The sequence below is a fragment of the Streptococcus sp. VT 162 genome (genome assembly GCA_000688775.2).
Taxonomy (GTDB): domain Bacteria; phylum Bacillota; class Bacilli; order Lactobacillales; family Streptococcaceae; genus Streptococcus.
The window spans coordinates 1,830,545-1,849,836 of the sequence record CP007628.2 but is presented as its reverse complement, the minus strand read 5'-3'; the positions used below and the strand labels follow the sequence as shown (position 1 = coordinate 1,849,836).

General features: G+C 41.8%; 19 protein-coding genes. 11 read left to right on the top strand and 8 right to left on the bottom strand.

Annotation, left to right across the window (positions count from 1 at the left end; genetic code table 11):
- The first annotated feature begins 19 nt into the window (after nucleotides 1–19).
- Nucleotides 20–1,192, top strand: a complete 1,173-nt coding sequence (locus V470_09190; GenBank protein ID AHZ48583.1) for a protein DltD — start codon at nucleotides 20–22, stop codon at nucleotides 1,190–1,192.
- Nucleotides 1,193–1,366: 174 nt separating this feature from the next.
- Here the strand turns inward: V470_09190 and V470_09185 are convergent, their stop codons facing one another.
- Nucleotides 1,367–1,936 carry a membrane protein gene (locus V470_09185; protein ID AHZ48582.1) on the bottom strand — a complete coding sequence of 190 codons (570 nt, stop codon included), beginning with the start codon at nucleotides 1,934–1,936 and terminating at the stop codon, nucleotides 1,367–1,369.
- Nucleotides 1,937–2,069: 133 nt separating this feature from the next.
- Here V470_09185 and V470_09180 point away from each other — a divergent pair, with 133 nt between their 5' ends.
- The 5 genes from V470_09180 (at nucleotide 2,070) to V470_09160 (ending at nucleotide 6,769) form a co-directional block, all read left to right on the top strand.
- Nucleotides 2,070–2,684: a membrane protein gene (locus V470_09180; protein AHZ48581.1), complete on the top strand. Its 615-nt coding sequence runs from the start codon at nucleotides 2,070–2,072 to the stop codon at nucleotides 2,682–2,684.
- Nucleotides 2,662–4,332, top strand: a complete 1,671-nt coding sequence (locus V470_09175; GenBank protein ID AHZ48580.1) for a histidine kinase — start codon at nucleotides 2,662–2,664, stop codon at nucleotides 4,330–4,332. Before V470_09180 ends, V470_09175 begins: the two co-directional genes overlap by 23 nt.
- 11 nt (nucleotides 4,333–4,343) lie before the next feature.
- Nucleotides 4,344–5,630, top strand: coding sequence for a transcriptional regulator (locus V470_09170; GenBank protein ID AHZ48579.1), 1,287 nt, complete (start codon nucleotides 4,344–4,346; stop codon nucleotides 5,628–5,630).
- A 58-nt stretch (nucleotides 5,631–5,688) separates the two neighbouring features.
- Nucleotides 5,689–6,222 (top strand): ABC transporter permease, encoded by a 534-nt coding sequence (locus tag V470_09165; protein AHZ48578.1) that lies wholly within the window; start codon nucleotides 5,689–5,691, stop codon nucleotides 6,220–6,222.
- Between the two features lie 76 nt (nucleotides 6,223–6,298).
- Nucleotides 6,299–6,769, top strand: a complete 471-nt coding sequence (locus V470_09160) for a flavoprotein (GenBank protein AHZ48577.1) — start codon at nucleotides 6,299–6,301, stop codon at nucleotides 6,767–6,769.
- 81 nt (nucleotides 6,770–6,850) lie between these two features.
- Here the strand turns inward: V470_09160 and V470_09155 are convergent, their stop codons facing one another.
- The 3 genes from V470_09155 to V470_09145 all read right to left on the bottom strand — a co-directional run bounded on the left by V470_09155 (nucleotide 6,851) and on the right by V470_09145 (nucleotide 10,582).
- A complete protein-coding gene (locus V470_09155) occupies nucleotides 6,851–8,113 on the bottom strand; it encodes a membrane protein (protein AHZ48576.1) in 1,263 nt (420 codons plus the stop codon).
- 197 nt (nucleotides 8,114–8,310) lie between these two features.
- Nucleotides 8,311–8,556, bottom strand: a complete 246-nt coding sequence (locus V470_09150) for a MarR family transcriptional regulator (protein ID AHZ48575.1) — start codon at nucleotides 8,554–8,556, stop codon at nucleotides 8,311–8,313.
- A gap of 334 nt (nucleotides 8,557–8,890) precedes the next feature.
- The gene (locus V470_09145) at nucleotides 8,891–10,582 is read right to left on the bottom strand and encodes an arginine--tRNA ligase (GenBank protein AHZ48574.1); all 1,692 of its coding nucleotides are present in this window, start codon (nucleotides 10,580–10,582) and stop codon (nucleotides 8,891–8,893) included.
- 154 nt (nucleotides 10,583–10,736) lie between these two features.
- Between V470_09145 and V470_09140 the strand changes: the two genes are divergently transcribed.
- Together V470_09140 and V470_09135 are read left to right on the top strand one after the other, a co-directional pair.
- A complete protein-coding gene (locus V470_09140) occupies nucleotides 10,737–11,183 on the top strand; it encodes an arginine repressor (protein AHZ48573.1) in 447 nt (148 codons plus the stop codon).
- A gap of 50 nt (nucleotides 11,184–11,233) precedes the next feature.
- The gene (locus tag V470_09135; GenBank protein AHZ48572.1) at nucleotides 11,234–13,768 is read left to right on the top strand and encodes a DNA mismatch repair protein MutS; all 2,535 of its coding nucleotides are present in this window, start codon (nucleotides 11,234–11,236) and stop codon (nucleotides 13,766–13,768) included.
- Nucleotides 13,769–13,810: 42 nt separating this feature from the next.
- Here the strand turns inward: V470_09135 and V470_09130 are convergent, their stop codons facing one another.
- Nucleotides 13,811–14,269, bottom strand: coding sequence for a membrane protein (locus V470_09130; GenBank protein AHZ48571.1), 459 nt, complete (start codon nucleotides 14,267–14,269; stop codon nucleotides 13,811–13,813).
- Entirely contained in the window at nucleotides 14,266–14,706 is a 441-nt protein-coding gene (locus tag V470_09125; GenBank protein AHZ48570.1) for a DNA-binding protein, read from the bottom strand. Before V470_09125 ends, V470_09130 begins: the two co-directional genes overlap by 4 nt.
- A gap of 208 nt (nucleotides 14,707–14,914) precedes the next feature.
- Between V470_09125 and V470_09120 the strand changes: the two genes are divergently transcribed.
- Nucleotides 14,915–16,864: a DNA mismatch repair protein MutL gene (locus V470_09120; protein ID AHZ48569.1), complete on the top strand. Its 1,950-nt coding sequence runs from the start codon at nucleotides 14,915–14,917 to the stop codon at nucleotides 16,862–16,864.
- A gap of 35 nt (nucleotides 16,865–16,899) precedes the next feature.
- On the opposite strand, the gene V470_09115 is transcribed toward V470_09120, so the two are convergent.
- Nucleotides 16,900–17,421, bottom strand: coding sequence for an RDD family protein (locus tag V470_09115; protein ID AHZ48568.1), 522 nt, complete (start codon nucleotides 17,419–17,421; stop codon nucleotides 16,900–16,902).
- Nucleotides 17,405–17,908, bottom strand: a complete 504-nt coding sequence (locus tag V470_09110; protein ID AHZ48567.1) for an XRE family transcriptional regulator — start codon at nucleotides 17,906–17,908, stop codon at nucleotides 17,405–17,407. The genes V470_09115 and V470_09110 overlap by 17 nt, the downstream gene beginning before the upstream one ends.
- Nucleotides 17,909–18,067: 159 nt before the next feature.
- On the opposite strand from V470_09110, the gene V470_09105 reads away from it, so the two are divergent.
- Entirely contained in the window at nucleotides 18,068–18,661 is a 594-nt protein-coding gene (locus V470_09105) for an ATP-dependent DNA helicase RuvA (protein AHZ48566.1), read from the top strand.
- Nucleotides 18,662–18,670: 9 nt separating this feature from the next.
- Nucleotides 18,671–19,234, top strand: coding sequence for a 3-methyladenine DNA glycosylase (locus V470_09100; protein AHZ48565.1), 564 nt, complete (start codon nucleotides 18,671–18,673; stop codon nucleotides 19,232–19,234).
- The last annotated feature ends 58 nt before the right edge of the window (nucleotides 19,235–19,292 follow it).

Below are 19,292 nucleotides of genomic sequence, written 5' to 3'. Positions count from 1 at the left end.
AGGGATAGGATAAAACGAGATGATTAAATTAAAAGCATTTTTACTATCGCTTGTGCTCGTAATTGCGACGCTTGCCCTTTTACATGTGACGTATGTCAAGAAGATTGATGATTATTATAAAGTCAAGGATAACAGTATTCGTTACAGCACTTCATATGAAAAGTATAAAAGTAGAGATATTCTAACAAGCAATATCACCCCCAATACACTGGTTCTAATGGGTTCCTCAGAGTTGGTTGCGACGATAAATGAAGACTATCATCCAAATAAAATTTTTAACTACAACGATTTTAATATCATGCAGATTGGGACTAGTTATTCTCAAAACATCATTCAGGCCTCTACTTTAGCTTCTATTGAAGGATCTATGAGTAAGCGAAAAGTAGCTATAGTAGAGTCTGTTCAGTGGTTTGAAAAAGATGGGACTCATCAAGATGCCTTTTTGAACAAGGCTTCTCAGGAACATATTTTTCACATGCTAGATAATGACAAGATTAGTAAAGAAACGAAAGAAAAACTAATCAATCGCATTATCGAGATTACCAAAGGAAACAAGCAACAAAACGACATCTACAAAAAATATAAAAGTTATTTCATAGATGGAAAAGGAACCATTGTTGATAAAAAACTATTAGAGTTAGATAACGCGATGTATTCCTTTAAGCTCAAACGAAAATTTTATGAAAATCATGAGAAATCAGATTATCCCTCATCAGGAGACAAAACCCCAGACTATAATTGGGAAAAGATGACGGATCAGTTTGTGGAAGAGGTCAAAAAGAAAACAGACAATAATGACTATGCTGTTGATAATAACTACTACAATACTTACTTAAAAGATCGCTATGCATCGCTGAAAGATTCTAAAAAAGATTTGAGCTATCTAGAATCACCAGAGTATTCTGATATGGAACTTTTCTTGACAGTTGCTAAGGAATTGGGCATTGAAGTTGAGGTTATTATTTTCCCAGTAAACGGGAAATGGAATGACTACACTGGTGTCTCAAGAGAGATGCGAGAAAAAACTTATAAAAAAATAGAAGATGTCGCAAAGAGTCATGGTGCAACCGTATTAAACTATGGAAACAGAGAGTATGATGATTACTTTTTATTTGACGTGATGCACGTTGGAGTGAAAGGATGGATGGAAGTTGAAAAAGAACTTTACAAATTTGCAAACCAAGCTAACTAACACACATCGTTTAATCTTGTGGACACTATTTTTCTATACGGTTATCTTGAGCATCGTGATTTACTGTTTTGTGACCGATTTTTCGAATATTCAAGAATTTATCTATAGTGAATTTTAAGATTGTATACAAAAAGGTCCTGGAGCTAGGCATTGCTAGTCTTCAGGGCTTTTACCTTATAGTTTATCAGCTATTTTTTGACTTAGAAATTGCCCAATAACAGCCCCCATCAAGGCACCTAGGACGATGCTTGAAACAAAGAGAAGGATTTTGTCCAACTCTGGAGCGACCATGATACGGTCAATGTATTCCTGAGATTTTCCACGAGCGAGGAGAGCTGCCTCGTAGGATGCTGGATTGATCCACATGAGGAAGATAGGGCCACTTGTGCTAAAAGCAAAGACGAGGAAGGAGAGGGTGTTTTTGATTCGATCTCTGTAGTTTCCGAGACGAGCGATGGCATCTGCTACAAGACCACAGGCGAGTCCTGGGAGAAAGGCACCAGCGCCATGCTTGCTGGCTAGGAAGAAAATTGCCATAAAAAGTCCTAGACTGGTGATAGCGCCAAAACGAGGGACCTTCGTCAAAAGAAGCATGTAGACACTGCCACCGACAAGGGCAGAAAAGGCCGGCGCGTAGAACATATTGCCTGTTTGATCGACCAGGTGTCCTAGGAAGACTCCAATCCCTACACAGAGAAAGTAGAGGACGGCGGCCAAGAGGGTGGTTAAGATATTTTTCTTCATGAGAATCTCCTTGATGCGAATTAACAAAACCAATTGTATCACGCTTTTTGAGGATTGTAAATGGGAGTTCTATATTTTTGAAAACGTTTGAAATATGATATAATAGTTACATCGTTAGTTTAAGGAGAGTAGCATGGGAAAATTTCTAGAATTCGTCTTTAATCGTATCTTTTTGGGAATGATGGCGACGGCTTATTTCTGGCTATTCACACTAGCAGGAGGAGTAGTCTTTGGTTTGGCACCAGCTAGTGCAACTCTTATGAGTTTGTATGGGGAGCATGGTTATACCTATCGAGCATACCATTTGAAGGAAGCTTGGGAATTGTACAAGAGCAATTTTGTCAAGAGTAATCTGGCTTTCTATAGTTTTGTGTTTGTTGATCTTGTCCTAGTTTATGGTTTGTATCTTCTAGTTCAATTGCCCCACCAGACGATTTTCCATCTCTTGGCGACCTTTCTCAATGTCCTTGTAGTTGCTCTTGTCTTTCTAGCCTATACTGTGTCCTTGAAACTTCAGGTGTACTTTGATTTATCCTATCGAAATACCGTGAAATTGTCTCTTATTGGGATTTTCATGAGCTTGCCAGCAATCGCCAAGGTTCTAATTGGAACAGGCTTGCTTGTAGGAGTTGGTTACTATATGCCTGCTCTCCTCTTTTTTGTAGGAATTGGTGTGTGGCATTTCTTTATCAGTGATATGTTGGAACCTATTTATGAAAGTATCCATGAAAAATTGGCGACAAAATAGAATGAAGCAGTTCTGGCTTCACTCTCTCTTACGGATTTATAGTTTGGTTATGATCGTGGTCATTGCCAGTTTTGCGATTATGCTATCGTATGCTGACTGGGACTCACGTGAGAAAGAAGCCCAACGGGTTGCAGAACGTGTGACCACTCGGACAGTGAGTGAAGTGGAATACTATCACAGAGAGTCAACTCAACTTGCTCAGTCTTTGGTTGAAAATCAGGCCCGCATCGAAGGAATTTACAAGTATTTCAGTCTCAGCACACCAGACTACTTCTATTGGCAATTAGAGCGTAAAACTTCGCCTTATATCTCTGTTTCTCTGTATGAAAATATTGATGATCTCTATGTTCGGAATGATTTTGTGACTGGAGTGGCTATTGTTCTTCAGGACTACAAGGAAGTCTATGTTTCGACTAGAGAAAAACGCAGTGGAGAGAAAATTCCTGCGGAGGATTTTAAGCCAACAGCCAATAGTTTTGCCATTCCTGTTTCCGATCCTGTGTCTGACAAGGATTTAGGAGTGATTTATATCTCCCTATCCCCAGATGTTTTACATGGCGCTATTGACAATACTCGGGGTCATATCCCAATGGCTGTAACAGTAACTTCGCCTTTTGAGACTGAGATGTTCCATATTGGGGAGAAGGTCTCAGCCGAGCGAGAAAACTGGTTTGTAGGTGTCACCTCTCACGGTTATCAGGTTCGAGTTGCTGTTCCTAAAAATTTTGTTCTTACAGGAACTTTGACGAGTTCTGCTGTTATTATTGGGCTAAGTATCCTCTTTATCATCATTTTGTACGTGACCCTTAGACAGACTTTTTCAAATTACCAAAAGCAGGTCGTAGATCTAGTAGATTCGATCGAGGTGATTGCTCAAGGGGAAGAAGGCCTTCGAATCGATACCTCTGAAAAAGACCAAGAGTTGCTTCTCATTGCAGAAACAACCAATGATATGTTGGATCGCCTGGAAAAAAATATCCACGATATCTATCAGCTAGAGCTCAGTCAAAAAGATGCAAATATGCGAGCTCTACAAGCTCAAATTAATCCTCACTTTATGTACAATACTCTGGAGTTTTTACGGATGTATGCCGTCATGCAAAGTCAGGATGAACTGGCAGATATTATCTATGAATTTAGTAGCTTGTTACGCAACAATATCTCCGATGAGCGTGAAACGACATTGCAACAAGAACTAGAATTTTGCCGAAAATATAGCTATCTCTGTATGGTGCGTTATCCTAAATCCATTGCCTATGGTTTCAAGATTGCATCAGAATTGGAAGAAATGAGGATTCCAAAATTTACACTCCAACCATTAGTAGAAAACTACTTTGCCCATGGTGTTGACCATCGCAGAACGGATAATGTCATCAGTATCAAAGCCTTGAAGGGCCAAGGCTTCGTTGAAATCCTAGTGGAAGACAATGGTCGGGGAATGCCCGCTGAGAAACTAGCTAGCTTGCAAGAAAAATTAGCTCAGAGAAGTTTTGAACACGAGGCAAGCTATAGTGGGGAGCGGCAATCAATTGGAATAGTAAATGTACACGAACGCTTTGTTCTCTACTTTGGGGATCGCTACCAAATCAGTGTAGAGTCAGCTGAACAAGAAGGTGTTCGTTACCATATCACTATCCAGGATGAATAGAAAGGGTAGAAATGTATAAAGTTTTATTAGTAGACGATGAGTACATGGTGACAGAGGGGCTCAAGCGATTAATCCCCTTTGAAAAATGGGATATGCAAGTCGTCGCAACAGCTAATCACGCAGATGATGCTTTGGACTATATTAAGAAAAATCCAGTAGATGTGGTCATTTCCGATGTCAACATGCCAGATAAGACCGGACTTGAGATGATTAGGGAAATGAAAGAGCTACTTCCAGATACCTATTATATCTTGCTGTCTGGTTATCAGGAGTTTGAGTACGTTAAAAAAGCCATGAACCTTAGTGTCGTGGATTATCTGGTCAAGCCAGTAGACAAGGTGGAGTTGGGCAATTTATTAGAAAAAATTGCGCAGCAGCTTCAGGAAAAGGTGGAACAAAGTCAGACCCTCAGTCAAGAATTGGATGAGACAGGATTTACGAACTACCTGTCAGGTAAAGACAGCTGGTGGATTGGTCTATCCAAGGAAAAGCAGGGCTCTTTTACCATTCCTTACTATGTTTTGGGACAAGACTGGCAGATTTTCATATCTGATCAACCACTAGATGGCATCGTTGTGACACCATTTGAAGCACCTTACCAGCAGTCCTTTGAGAATTGGAAGATCAACGCTGAAAAAGCCCTCTTCTACGGTTCAGTTAATCTAGAAAAATCCGAGAGTTTGTTTTCTTATTATGAGCCGATTTATCGGGTGATTATCCAAGGGAATATCAATCAAATCATCGAAGAATTAACCCTGCTAGAGAAGGTTGTTTTGAAGAATACCCCGCGCGTGGCCATCACAAAGCAGCTCTTCACTCAGTTTGTCATGGATGTCTTTCATTTATTTGAACACCTAAAAGCAGATGATATGACCGAGATTGTCAAAGCTATCCATGCCATTAACACCTTTGAAGAATTGGTTTCCTATATCAAAGAAACCTTGACCAAGTTTTTTGGCCAGTACCGCATGAATGAAAATGTGGTGAGTGTTCTGGAAGTGATTGGGCGTGATTATCAGAAAGAGCTCTCACTTAAGGATATTAGCAAGGATCTCTTTATCAATCCTGTCTATCTCGGTCAGCTGATCAAGAGGGAAACCAACTCAACCTTTGCGGAATTGCTCAATAAACAGCGAATAAAAGCAGCGCAGCAACTCCTACTTTCGACCAGTGATAGCATTGAAGATATTTGCTATGCAGTTGGCTACAGTAATGTTGGATATTTCTACAAGGTTTTCCGTAAATTGTGCGGAAAATCACCGAAAGCTTATCGGAAACAAGTTGAAACCAGCTTGTAAAAGTTGTATTCCTGTACAAAAAATGCTATAATGTTCAAAATATCTTATGGAGGAAAACATGAAAAAGAATCCTATTTATCTTTGGGTCTTGTTAGTCCTATCAGCCCTCATTTCATCTATGTCATTATTTGGAATCTTGAGTCCATTGCCAAGTAAAGATGTGCTTCGTACAAGCCTATCTAATAGTGGGTCCCTTACTGCTCAGCAAATAGAAGACACGGTTAACTATACTTACCAAGTAACAGCGTCATCGCACTCTATTTTTAATACGTTGTTGATTGTCTTATCTGCAATTTTAGTTGTAGTAGCCTTTGTATTTCTAGTACGTAAAAATGTGCAATTCGCAAACTATGCTTATATTGGCTATGTTCTACTAGCGATTGTTGGTTTGGTTTATAGCTATATGAACGTTCAAGATGCGGTTCAATTAATCAAAGATACTACTCTCGGCTTAGGAATGGGAGCATTGGCACAAGGAACGAATATTTTGTTCATCATCATTAATGTCCTCTTTTTAGCCTTAGTCTTTTACAAGATGTGGCGCCAACAAAAAGATTTGGCCGAAGAAACCGAAGCAGAAGAAGTTGCCTAAGTATTGACAAAAAAGAACTATCAAGTTACAATCTTGGTAGTTCTTTTTAAATCGTAAACAAAAAATCGAGGTCAACATGAAAAAAATATCCTTAGTGTATATCAGTCTGAGTGGGAATACAGAGAGTTTTGTAACCCGACTCAAGGACTATCTCCTGTCTCAGTATGAGGGAATTGAGGTTCAAAAAATCCATATCAAGGATTTGGTCAAGGAAGGCCAAGAATTCTTTGAAATGGAGCATCCCTATGTCGCTTTCTTGCCGACCTATCTGGAAGGTGGAAATGGCGTTGATAACGGCGATGTTGAAATTCTAACGACTCCAGTGGGCGACTTTATTGCTTATGGAGCCAATGCTAGTAAGTGTTTTGGGGTAGTGGGTTCCGGTAACCGCAATTTTAACAATCAATACTGCCTGACAGCCAAGCAGTATAGCCAGCGCTTTGGCTTCCCGGTCCTAGCAGACTTTGAAATGCGTGGTATGCTGGGAGATATTAAAAAAGTCGCAGCAATCATTGCAGACTTGTATGAGTTAGAGACAGAAAAATAAAGTAGTTCTGAGGGGCAGTTGAGATTTTCAACTGCTTTTCGTGTATGCAAAAAGCACCCCGTAAGGGTGCCATTTTATAAACTATCCTGCTTTTCCGATGGCAAGTGCATAGATAAAGAAAATAGCAAAGCCAAAGAGGAAAATCAATCCTGCGATAGCGAGGAGTTTTAGCCAAGAAGGAAGATTTTTATTCTCACGTGTCACCAATACATAGTTCAAAAGAGCGAAGAATGGTGTTGTCAGGAAAGAACCGATCATGGCAAAGCGAAGCATGGTGGAAACTTGTCCAGCAAAGAACTTGATGATGACGATACCGATGATAGCGGTAATGGTCATCCAGATGTTCAAAGATTTGCGAGAATCCTCTTTTTGCCGAATCAAGAGTCGCAGCGATTCCTGATTGACACGAGAGTAGCCATCGATAACGGTGATGACCGTTCCAAAGATACAAAGAAAGGCGATAAAGGTGATCAAATAACGGGACCATTCTCCAAGAACAGAGGCATACATACCCACGAATTGAGAGATGTATTTGGCTGAAGCGGCTTCAACTGCTTGTCCTGTAGGATACTGAATGAGTGCTCCGAGTGCTACAAAGAATACAGCCAGGATAGCAGTTCCAATGTAACCAACGTTAAAGTCGAAAAGAGCGTCCTCTGTATTAAAGTTGACAGTCTTTTTCTTTTCAGCAGACCAGAGTGAGTTGATGGCTGAAATTTCAATAGGGGCAGGCATCCATCCTAGGAGGGAAACGATAAAAGGGAGGGCTGCCATTTGCCAAGGTGTCTTCTCGACAAAATCAGAGCTGTATTCTGGATGTTTAATTGCTGCAATGATAACTGCAAGAACAGTTGCAATGGTCAAAGCAGACATGATCCATTTTGCCATACCATCTAATAGTTTGTAGCCACCAAAGAGTAGCATGGCCCAAATGACTGCAACAAGGATAAGGGACCACTGAGTGATGCTAAGACCAATCATTGGAAAAGCGCTAGCGATGATGGCTGAGCAAAGGATAGCGACTCCAGCTGTATTAACCATGGCAGAGAAGACGTTGAGGACAAAGAAAATCCAGAGATAGAGTTTTCCTTTTTCGGCATAACCTTCGACCAAGGTTTTACCAGTGTCGGCAGTATATTCGGCTCCAAAACGGAAAAATGGATATTTAAAAACATTGGCCAAGATAACCAAGAGGAGTAGTGACCACCCATAAGAACCACCAGCTTGAGTAGAGGATACAATGTGAGAACCTCCAACGGCAGCAGAAGCCATTAGGATTCCTGGCCCCATTGCCTTTAGTTTGCTTGCCCAGGTTGACTGGTTTGATAACGTAACTTGTGACATAATAAACGCTCCTATTTTTGAATTTTCAGAATAATCTGAATAGATAGCTACTATTCTACAAAAAACTTAAAAGAAATGCAAGGCCATTTTGAAAAGATACAGAAAATTACAGAAAACTTTACATGCGTTAATGAAATTTCTCCAAGGGAAATATGGTAATCCTAAAAAATCCGAGAAGAAAGCTTCTCGGATTTTGATTATTTCAATTGATCTGTAACGTCTTTTGAGAGCAACATTCCCAGATGGTAAGTTTTATTGATATGTGCAATGACATCATTGATATTTTCAGTCGTGTGAATTTTCTCTTTGATATCAGACCTAAATGTCTCGTCCTTCAAGAGTTGCTCTTGGTAGAGTCTTTGCAGTCTTTCCTTCTCGTACTTATTGAGCAGAAAAAGGAAAACCAAGCTAAGTACAACGAGGATATAAGCATATTGGCTCATAAGGAATCTCCCAGTGTGATAAAGAAATAGTAAAAGTGAATAAATTATTTCATTGAACAGCTGCAAGGCCGAACAAAATATAAATGTTATTTTGCCTCAATCGTTCAGATTGCTTTCAAGTAATTTAAAAGATTAGAACCTAAACCAAACTAAATCGATATTATTTGGTTAGGTGAATTAGTGAAGCGTTTGGGCAACTCGTACTGGTTACGACGTAAAGAAACATAAATCGACAATATTTATGTTTCTTTACTAGTGAAGCGCCTAGCCAAAGTCCGAATAGGATTTGGCGTTAGTTACTTCGATTGCTCCGCAATCAAGTAACTTTGGCGATTTACATCTTCTCCGGCGCTTCTACTCCGAGCAAACGAAGAGCTTCTTTGAGGACGACTGCGGTTGCGTAGCTGAGGGCCAGACGACTGTCGCGCTCAGGACTTTCATCTAGGATACGTGTATGTGCATAGTACTTGTTAAAAGCTTGAGCCAAACTAATCGCAAATTTCGCAATGATAGAAGGTTCAAAGTTATCTGCTGCACGATTGATAATACGTGGAAAGTCTTGGAGTAGTTTAATGATTTCCCAGCTTTCAGCATCATTCAGGCTGTAGTTGCCAGATGTATCTGGTTTGAAATCGGCTTTGCGCAAGATAGATTGGATACGAGCGTAGGCGTATTGAACGTAAGGTCCAGTTTCCCCTTCAAAGGATACCATAGCTTCAAGGTCGAAGTCATATCCATTTGTACGGTCGGTCTTAAGATCATAGAACTTGATAGCCCCAACTCCAACAGCGTGGGCAACCTGGTCTTTATTTTCTAACTCAGGATTTTTCGCCTCGATTTGGGCTTTGGCACGACTAACAGCCTCAGCGATAGTCGGTTCTAGCAAGATGACATTTCCTTTACGAGTAGAGAGTTTTTTCCCTTCTTTTGTTACCAATCCAAACGGAACATGGACAATGTCTTGGCTCCAATCGTAGCCCATCTCTTGTAGTACTGCCTTGAGTTGTTTGAAGTGGGCAGATTGCTCTTGACCAACAACATAGATGGATTTTGCAAATTGGTATTCGTTTTTACGGTAAAGGGCTGCAGCCAAGTCTCGTGTGATATAGAGAGTTGCACCATCAGATTTCTTGATAAGAGCTGGATGTTCAATTCCATATTTCTCAAGATTGACAACTTGGGCTCCCTCTGACTCAACAAGAAGTCCTTTTTCAGCGAGAATATCTACAACAGCATCCATCTTATCGTTGTAGAAGGCTTCTCCGTTGTAGCTGTCAAATTTGACTTGCAATTCATTGTAAAGGCGGTTGAATTCCACTAAACTTTCATCACGGAACCATTGCCAGAGAGCGAGGGCTTCCTCATCTCCATTTTCCAGTTTGCGGAACCATTCGCGTGCTTCTTCATCCAAGCTAGGGTCTTTTTCAGCTTCAGCATTGATGCGAACGTAGAGTTTAAGAAGTTCATCGATTGGATGTGCTTTAACGGCTTCCTCATTTCCCCATTTCTTGTAGGCAACGATCAACATTCCAAACTGTTTGCCCCAGTCTCCTAGGTGGTTGACCTTGACCGTTTGATAACCGATTTTTTGGAAAATATGTGATAAGCTATCTCCGATAACTGTTGAACGCAAGTGCCCAATAGAGAATGGTTTTGCGATATTGGGACTAGACATATCGATAACGACATTTTCTTGCTTGCCAATGGTTTGGTCAGCATAGTGATCTTTTTCAGTGATAACATCCTGTAATACCTGAGCCGAAATAGCACTTTTATCAAGGAAAAAGTTGACGTAAGGTCCAGTAGCGACAACCTTTTCAAAGGCTTGACTATTGATTTTTTCAGCAATATCTGCTGCGATCATTTGCGGAGCTTTACGCTCGACCTTTGCTAGAGAAAAGGCAGGGAAGGCGATGTCTCCCATTTCTGAGTTTTTAGGTGTTTCCAGTAAATTTAAAATAGCCTCTTGATCCAGGCTATCAATGACGCTAGCCAACTCGCTAGCAATCAATTCTTTTGTATTCATAAGGGCTCCTTTTGGGCTTTTTTACTATTTTAACACAATTTACTACATTTTTTGAGAAAGAAAAGAATTTTTTTGAATTATCTATTTTTTTTGGTATAATGTAGTTATAAAATAAATGTAAAATTTGTTATAAATATTCACTTAAGAGGATGATATGAGAAAAAGAGAACGGCATCAATTGATTAAAAAGATGATCACCGAAGAAAAACTTGGGACACAAAAAGAGATTCAAGATCGTTTAGAAGCTCGTAATGTTTATGTGACACAAACGACTTTATCACGTGATTTGCGTGAAATCGGCTTGACCAAGGTTAAGAAAAATGATATGGTGTATTATGTACTAGCAAATGAGACAGATAAGATTGATTTAGTTGAGTTTTTGTCTCATCATTTAGAAGGAGTTGCAAGAGCAGAGTTCACCTTGGTACTTCATACTAAACTTGGGGAAGCTGCAGTCTTAGCAAACATTGTAGATGCAAACAAGGATGAATGGATTTTAGGAACGGTTGCTGGTGCTAATACCTTATTGGTTATTTGTCGAGACCAGCACGTTGCCAAGCTGATGGAAGATCGTTTGCTAGATTTGATGAAAGATAAATAAGGTCTTGGGAGTTGCTCTCAAGACTTATTTTTAGCAAGGAGAGACGGAAAATGGCAACAGAAAAGCTATCACCCGGCATGCAACAGTATGTGGATATCAAAAAACAATACCCAGATGCTTTTTTGCTTTTTCGGATGGGTGATTTTTACGAGTTGTTCTATGAAGATGCAATCAATGCAGCACAGATTTTAGAAATTTCCTTAACAAGTCGGAATAAAAATGCAGAAAATCCGATACCCATGGCAGGTGTCCCCTATCATTCTGCCCAACAATATATCGATGTTCTGATTGAACAGGGTTATAAAGTTGCTATTGCAGAACAGATGGAAGATCCCAAACAAGCAGTGGGGGTTGTCAAGCGAGAGGTGGTTCAGGTCATCACACCTGGTACAGTAGTTGATAGCAGTAAGCCCGATAGTCAGAATAATTTTTTGGTTGCCTTAGATCGTGATAGCAATCAGTTTGGTCTGGCTTATATGGATTTGGTGACGGGTGATTTCTATGTGACAGGGCTATTGGATTTCACGTTGGTTTGTGGGGAAATCCGTAACCTCAAGGCGCGAGAAGTAGTGCTGGGTTATGACTTGTCTGAAGAAGAGGAGCAAATCCTCAGCCGTCAGATGAATCTTGTGCTTTCCCATGAGAAGGAAGTCTTTGAGGATATTCATTTACTGGATTCACGTTTAGCAGCTGTGGAGCAAGCAGCAGCTAGTAAGCTACTCCAGTATGTTCATCGAACCCAGATGCGGGAATTGAACCACCTCAAACCAGTTATCCGCTATGAAATCAAGGATTTCTTGCAGATGGATTATGCGACCAAGGCTAGTCTGGACTTGGTTGAGAATGCCCGTTCAGGCAAGAAGCAGGGGAGTCTTTTCTGGCTTTTGGATGAAACCAAAACGGCTATGGGCATGCGACTCTTGCGTTCTTGGATCCATCGTCCCTTGATTGATAAGGAACGAATCGTCCAACGTCAAGAGGTGGTGCAGGTCTTTCTTGACCACTTCTTTGAGCGTAGTGATTTGACAGACAGTCTCAAGGGTGTTTATGATATCGAACGCTTGGCTAGTCGGGTTTCTTTTGGCAAGACCAATCCCAAGGATCTCTTGCAACTGGCGACTACCTTATCTAGTGTGCCACGGATTCGAGCGATTTTAGAGGGAATGGAGCAGCCTGCTCTGGCCTATCTCATCGCACAATTAGATGCCATTCCAGAGTTAGAGAGTTTGATTACCGCAGCGATTGCCCCCGAAGCCCCTCACGTGATTACGGAAGGTGGCATTATTCGGACTGGATTTGATGAGACCTTGGATAAATACCGTCGTGTCCTCAGAGAAGGGACTGGCTGGATTGCTGAGATTGAGGCTAAGGAGAGAGAAAACTCTAGCATCAGCACGCTTAAGATCGACTACAATAAAAAGGACGGTTACTATTTCCATGTGACCAATTCGCAACTGGGAAATGTGCCAGCCCACTTTTTCCGCAAGGCAACGCTGAAAAACTCGGAACGCTTTGGGACAGAGGAGTTAGCCCGTATCGAGGGAGATATGCTGGAGGCGCGTGAGAAGTCAGCCAACCTAGAATACGAAATCTTTATGCGCATCCGTGAGGAAGTCAGCAAGTACATCCAGCGTTTGCAGGCTTTAGCCCAAGGAATTGCGACGGTTGATGTCTTGCAAAGTCTCGCAGTTGTGGCTGAAACCCAGCATTTGATCCGACCTGAGTTTGGAGACGATTCACAAATTGATATCCAGAAAGGGCGCCATGCTGTCGTCGAAAAGGTTATGGGAGCGCAGACCTATATTCCAAACAGTATCCAGATGTCAGAAGATACCAGCATTCAATTGATTACAGGGCCGAATATGAGCGGGAAGTCTACCTACATGCGTCAGCTAGCCATGACGGCGGTTATGGCCCAGCTAGGCTCTTATGTTCCTGCGGAGAGCGCCCATTTGCCGATTTTTGATGCTATCTTTACCCGTATCGGAGCGGCAGATGACTTGGTTTCAGGTCAATCAACCTTTATGGTGGAGATGATGGAGGCTAACAATGCCATTTCGCATGCGACCAAGGATTCCTTGATTCTCTTTGATGAGTTAGGTCGAGGAACTGCGACTTATGATGGGATGGCTCTTGCCCAGTCCATCATCGAATACATCCATGAGCATATCGGAGCCAAGACCCTCTTTGCGACCCACTACCATGAGTTGACCAGTCTGGAGTCCAGTTTGGAACACTTGGTCAATGTTCATGTGGCAACCTTGGAGCAGGATGGGCAGGTCACTTTCCTTCACAAGATCGAACCAGGACCAGCTGACAAATCCTATGGTATCCACGTTGCTAAGATTGCTGGCTTACCAGGAGAACTTTTAGCAAGAGCGGATAAGATTTTGACACAACTGGAGAGTCAGGGACAAGAAAGCCCAGCTCCGATGAGGCAAACTAGCGCCGTCACGGAACAGATTTCTCTCTTTGATGCGCCAGCAGAACATCCTATCCTAGCAGAATTAGCTAAACTGGATGTGTACAACATGACACCTATGCAGGCTATGAATGTCTTAGTTGAGTTCAAACAAAAATTATAAAAAGAATCCCACTCATGCATTTGTGAGTGGGATTTTTCTCTATTACTTTTTATGGGCCAAGAGTTGATTGATATGGTCCACTTTTTTAGCTTCTCTTTTATAGAGGATAGCCCAGATGATAAGGTAGACAATCGCAAACTCTGGAATGAGTTGGAGATAGAAGGTCCAGTGGAAGGGGAACCAACCGGCCAGAGTTGCTAGTGGAACAAAGCCAGCCAGCATGAGGAAGAAATGGGAAAGTGTGGCACGGAGCAAGCTCCAGTCACGGCTGAATAAGCGACTGCCAAAGTTAAAGAGAACGCCGATAGCTGACCAGATGATCATACAGTAGAGCAAGACCAGAGCACCGTGAACCTGATGTTGCACCATCACTTGTCCGATGAGAGAATCGGGGCTCAGTGGGGCATAGGTATTTGGTGCATAAATGAGTGAAAAGAGGATAGAGAGGATGAGGCCGATGAGAACACCAGCAGCAGCATCGTGAAAGACTTGTTTTTTCATAGTTCTAATTTCTCCTTGATGGTTTTTAGGTAGCGGCGTGAAGAGTAGGTGAAGCTTTCATTTTTTAGAAAGATTTCGACCAGGCCGTTGGGGGTTAGTTTGAGATGAGAGATAGCGTCAATATTAACGATTTCTGATTGGGAAATTTGGATAAAAGTGGTCGGCAGAATGTCAAGCACTTGATAGAGACGCAAATCAATGGTATAGATCTGAGATGCAGTTTCTGCTAGAACCTTGCGATTTTCGATATAGAAGCGCTGAATCTTGCCAATTTCAACTAGATAGATTTGATCTTCAATCTTTCCTTTGATTGTTTCTTTTTGGTCAAGATTTTCTGCGAACTCGATGACTTTCTGGACTTTTTCGGTCGGCTGAGGAGTTTGGACAATCAGTTTTTCCTCCTCATAAGTCTCCTTAATCTGTAATTCTACTTTCATAAATTTCCCTCCTTTTCAGTTATACAAGGTTGTGATCACTTCTTGTACACCTTTATTAAACACTATTTTACGACCTCTGGCAAGAGCTTTTGTCTATGTGGAGAGATTTGGAGTCTATGTGGTATTTGCTTTTTCTGATAGTATCTGAAATATGGTATAATAGCACTAATCAATTTCTAGGAAAATAGATACAGAAAGGGGCTGAAAGATGTCTCAAATTATTGAATTGCCAGAGGTGCTGGCAAACCAGATCGCAGCAGGAGAGGTTATTGAACGTCCTGCCAGTGTGGTCAAAGAGTTGGTAGAAAACGCCATTGACGCGGGCTCTAGTCAGATTATCATTGAGATTGAGCAAGCTGGTCTTAAGAAAATTCAAATCACAGATAATGGTCATGGTATCCCTCACGATGAGGTGGAATTGGCCCTGCGTCGCCATGCAACCAGTAAGATAAAAAATCAAGCAGACCTCTTTCGGATTCGGACGCTCGGATTTCGAGGTGAAGCCCTGCCCTCTATCGCTTCCGTCAGTGTCTTGACTCTGTTGACTGCGGTGGATGGCGCGAGTCATGGGACCAAGCTCGTCGCGCGTGGAGGTCAAGTAGAGGAAATCATCCCAGCGACTAGTCCTGTGGGAACCAAGGTTTGTGTAGAGGACCTCTTTTTCAACACACCTGCCCGCCTCAAGTATATGAAGAGCCAGCAAGCGGAGCTGTCTCATATCATTGATATTGTCAACCGTCTGGGCTTGGGCCATCCTGAGATTTCCTTCAGTTTGATTAGTGATGGCAAGGAAATGACGCGGACAGCAGGGACTGGTCAACTACGCCAAGCCATCGCAGGGATTTACGGTTTGGCGAGTGCCAAGAAGATGATTGAAATTGAGAACTCTGACTTAGATTTCGAAATTTCAGGTTTTGTTTCCTTGCCTGAATTGACACGAGCAAATCGTAACTATATCAGCCTCTTCATCAATGGGCGATATATCAAGAACTTTCTGCTCAATCGTGCAATTTTAGATGGTTATGGCAGCAAGCTCATGGTGGGACGCTTTCCGTTGACTGTTATTCATATCCATATTGACCCTTATCTAGCGGATGTCAATGTGCATCCGACCAAGCAAGAAGTGCGAATTTCCAAGGAAAGAGAGTTGATGGCGCTGGTTTCAGAAGCTATTGCAAAAAGTCTCAAGGAACAAGCCTTGATTCCAGATGCTTTAGAAAATCTGGCCAAATCTACTGTGCGTAATCGTCAAAAGGTAGAGCAGACTATTCTTCCACTCAAAGAAAATACGCTTTACTATGAAAAAACAGAACTCTCAAGACCTAGTCAAGCTGAGGTTGCTGATCATCAGGTTGAATTAACTGAGGAAGGGCAAGATTTGACCCTGTTTGCCAAGGAAACCTTGGATCAGCTGACCAAGCAGACAAAGCTCCATTTCGCAGAGAGAAAGCCAGCTAACTATGACCAACTAGACCATCCAGAACTAGATTTAGCCAGTCTCGATAAAGCCTATGACAAGCTGGAGCGAGAAGAATCATCCAGCTTCCCAGAGTTGGAATTTTTTGGTCAGATGCACGGGACCTATCTCTTTGCCCAAGGGAGAGATGGACTCTATATCATAGATCAGCATGCAGCTCAGGAGCGGGTTAAGTACGAGGAATACCGTGAAAGCATTGGTAATGTTGATCAGAGCCAGCAACAACTCCTAGTGCCCTATATCTTTGAATTTCCAGCGGATGATGCCCTTCGTCTCAAGGAAAGAATGCCTCTTTTAGAGGAAGTTGGAGTCTTTCTAGCAGAGTACGGAGAAAATCAATTTATCCTGCGTGAACATCCTATTTGGATGGCAGAAGAAGAGATTGAGTCTGGTATCTATGAAATGTGTGATATGCTTCTCCTGACCAAGGAAGTTTCTATCAAGAAATACCGAGCAGAGCTGGCAATCATGATGTCCTGCAAGCGGTCTATCAAGGCCAACCATCGCATCGATGACCACTCAGCCAGACAACTCCTCTATCAGCTCTCTCAATGTGACAATCCTTACAACTGTCCCCATGGACGTCCTGTTTTGGTGCATTTCACCAAGTCGGATATGGAAAAAATGTTCCGACGAATTCAGGAGAATCATACCAGCCTTCGAGAGTTGGGGAAATACTAAACCTTATAGAAAATCAAACAGCCCTAGTTATAAAACTAGAGCTGTTTTGAATTTTTGAGCTGAACTTGTGTTCCAGCAAGCAAATCAGCTGGATGACGTTTGTCCTTGCGAAGGAGTCCCATCAGCAGAAAAATCAAGAAGAGAATCCCTGCTGAGGTTGACAAGAAAATTGACAGAGCATCTGCTTGATAAGCACTACGAATAGCTCCCATATGTCCCAACTGCCAAGGGAAAAACTTGATAGCAGAGCGCAAAAGGCTGTGGGAAAGGCTCCTATGCTTGTAAATCAGCTGTAAACCTGCCCAACGCTTGCCAAAACTTCCTTTTCTATAGTCGAGCCAAGCAAAGATGATAGTTAGGGGCAGAACCGAGCTAGAAAAAGCCAGAAGTTGGCTCTGGGCTTCAGTGAATACGGGAACGCCTCCTAGAACTAGATTGTAAAAGCCCATAGCTAGTAAAAATAAAGAAATGAGGTAGCCCGAGATAAAGAGCCAGTCTCCAATCAGCTCTTTCAGACGAGTTTTGATAGGTATGGGATTGTCAGTTTTTAGTTTCATCTTTAGCACCTTCTTTCTTAAAATCATCAAGGCCTATAACCTTGTCCAGATACTTTTGCTTAATCTTTAGCGCCTTGTTGATAGCAATCGCTGAAGCAATCAATAGAACGAAGGTCAGCCAAATCCAGGCGGTGAATTCGGCTGGGAAACTAGAACCGGCTAAAAAGAGATAGATAGCCAGAGACAATACGAAAATATAAATCACTTGCCAGAGGCCAAAAGATTTAACCTCTTTATAGTATTTGTCCTTGTTTTCCTCCAAAATCATTTCTGTGGAACCTTTTTCAGAGTTTTCATCCAGAAGTAGATAGTCAGTTGTCACTTGAAAAATCTTACTTAATTCAATGATTTTTTCGATTTCTGGAAGGACTTGTCCAGACTCCCATTTTGAGATGCTTTGCCGAGAAACATTAATTTGTTCTGCTAGCTTTTCTTGGGACCAACCTTTTTCCTTGCGAAGCTCAAATAGTTTTTCTGCGAGTTTCATCATTTTATCCTCCTTTTTCTACCTCTATCCTAACAATTTTTACATATAATGAGAATACAATCTCCTGTACTATTTGTCAACCAGAGGTTGCACCTTTTGTTGCAGTTTGTCTTAAGGAAATATGGTATACTAGATAGGCAAAATAATGGAGAAAAAACTATGTACGAATATTTAAAAGGAATCATTACCAAAATCACTGCTAAATACATTGTCCTAGAGGCGAATGGTATCGGTTATATCTTGCATGTAGCCAATCCCTATGCTTACTCAGGTCAGGTTAATCAAGAGACCCAAATTTATGTGCACCAAGTTGTCCGTGAGGACGCTCATCTGCTTTATGGTTTTCGCTCAGAAGATGAGAAGAAGCTCTTTCTTAGTCTGATCTCGGTTTCTGGGATTGGTCCGGTATCAGCTCTTGCTATTATCGCTGCCGATGACAATGCTGGCTTGGTTCAGGCGATCGAGACTAAGAACATCACCTACTTGACCAAGTTCCCTAAAATTGGTAAGAAAACAGCCCAACAGATGGTGCTGGACTTGGAAGGCAAGGTAGTCGTGGCTAGTGATGACCTTCCTGCCAAGGTGGCAGTGCAAACCAGCGCTGAAAACCAAGAACTGGAAGAAGCCATGGAAGCCATGTTGGCACTGGGCTACAAGGCAACCGAGCTTAAGAAAATCAAGAAATTCTTTGAAGGAACGACAGATACAGCTGAGAACTATATCAAGTCTGCCCTTAAGATGTTGGTAAAATAGGAGAAGAGTATGCCAAAACGCTGTGGTTGGGTAAAAATGAATAACCCTTTATATGTAGCCTATCATGATGAGGAGTGGGGTCAACCCCTTCATGATGACCAAGCATTGTTTGAGTTATTGTGTATGGAAACCTACCAGTCGGGTCTATCTTGGGAAACGGTGCTAAACAAGCGCCAAGCTTTCAGAGAATCATTTCATGGCTATCAAATTCAGGCGGTCGCGGAAATGACAGATGGAGAGTTGGAAGCCTTGTTAGAGAATCCAGCCATCATCCGAAATCGTGCCAAGCTCTTTGCGACGCGTGCCAACGCCCAAGCATTTTTACAAATCCAGAAAACCTTTGGCTCTTTTGACGCTTATCTCTGGTCCTTTGTTGAGGGAAAAACGATCGTGAATGATGTTCCTGACTATCACCTAGCACCTGCTAAAACAGCCTTGTCTGAAAAATTAGCTAAAGATCTAAAAAAACAAGGTTTCAAGTTCACAGGTCCAGTCGCCGTTTTAGCTTTTCTACAAGCAGCAGGTCTGGTTGACGACCATGAGAATGATTGTGAGTGGAAAAGCGGAAGTTAGTGAGTCCAAGCGTCTAACTATCTGAGAATATAGAAAAAAGCTGAGAAATTCCTCTCAG

Excerpts from the sequence above, each read along its gene's own strand:
- V470_09125 (AHZ48570.1), bottom strand. The coding sequence starts at position 14,706 with ATGAAAGTAGAATTACAGATTAAGGAGACTTATGAGGAGGAAAAACTG.
- V470_09180 (AHZ48581.1), top strand. The coding sequence starts at position 2,070 with ATGGGAAAATTTCTAGAATTCGTCTTTAATCGTATCTTTTTGGGAATG.
- V470_09100 (AHZ48565.1), top strand. The coding sequence starts at position 18,671 with ATGCCAAAACGCTGTGGTTGGGTAAAAATGAATAACCCTTTATATGTA.
- V470_09155 (AHZ48576.1), bottom strand. The coding sequence starts at position 8,113 with ATGTCACAAGTTACGTTATCAAACCAGTCAACCTGGGCAAGCAAACTA.
- V470_09110 (AHZ48567.1), bottom strand. The coding sequence starts at position 17,908 with ATGAAACTCGCAGAAAAACTATTTGAGCTTCGCAAGGAAAAAGGTTGG.
- V470_09175 (AHZ48580.1), top strand. The coding sequence starts at position 2,662 with ATGAAAAATTGGCGACAAAATAGAATGAAGCAGTTCTGGCTTCACTCT.
- V470_09145 (AHZ48574.1), bottom strand. The coding sequence starts at position 10,582 with ATGAATACAAAAGAATTGATTGCTAGCGAGTTGGCTAGCGTCATTGAT.
- V470_09135 (AHZ48572.1), top strand. The coding sequence starts at position 11,234 with ATGGCAACAGAAAAGCTATCACCCGGCATGCAACAGTATGTGGATATC.
- V470_09105 (AHZ48566.1), top strand. The coding sequence starts at position 18,068 with ATGTACGAATATTTAAAAGGAATCATTACCAAAATCACTGCTAAATAC.
- V470_09140 (AHZ48573.1), top strand. The coding sequence starts at position 10,737 with ATGAGAAAAAGAGAACGGCATCAATTGATTAAAAAGATGATCACCGAA.
- V470_09170 (AHZ48579.1), top strand. The coding sequence starts at position 4,344 with ATGTATAAAGTTTTATTAGTAGACGATGAGTACATGGTGACAGAGGGG.
- V470_09115 (AHZ48568.1), bottom strand. The coding sequence starts at position 17,421 with ATGAAACTAAAAACTGACAATCCCATACCTATCAAAACTCGTCTGAAA.
- V470_09120 (AHZ48569.1), top strand. The coding sequence starts at position 14,915 with ATGTCTCAAATTATTGAATTGCCAGAGGTGCTGGCAAACCAGATCGCA.
- V470_09130 (AHZ48571.1), bottom strand. The coding sequence starts at position 14,269 with ATGAAAAAACAAGTCTTTCACGATGCTGCTGCTGGTGTTCTCATCGGC.
- V470_09185 (AHZ48582.1), bottom strand. The coding sequence starts at position 1,936 with ATGAAGAAAAATATCTTAACCACCCTCTTGGCCGCCGTCCTCTACTTT.
- V470_09165 (AHZ48578.1), top strand. The coding sequence starts at position 5,689 with ATGAAAAAGAATCCTATTTATCTTTGGGTCTTGTTAGTCCTATCAGCC.
- V470_09190 (AHZ48583.1), top strand. The coding sequence starts at position 20 with ATGATTAAATTAAAAGCATTTTTACTATCGCTTGTGCTCGTAATTGCG.
- V470_09160 (AHZ48577.1), top strand. The coding sequence starts at position 6,299 with ATGAAAAAAATATCCTTAGTGTATATCAGTCTGAGTGGGAATACAGAG.
- V470_09150 (AHZ48575.1), bottom strand. The coding sequence starts at position 8,556 with ATGAGCCAATATGCTTATATCCTCGTTGTACTTAGCTTGGTTTTCCTT.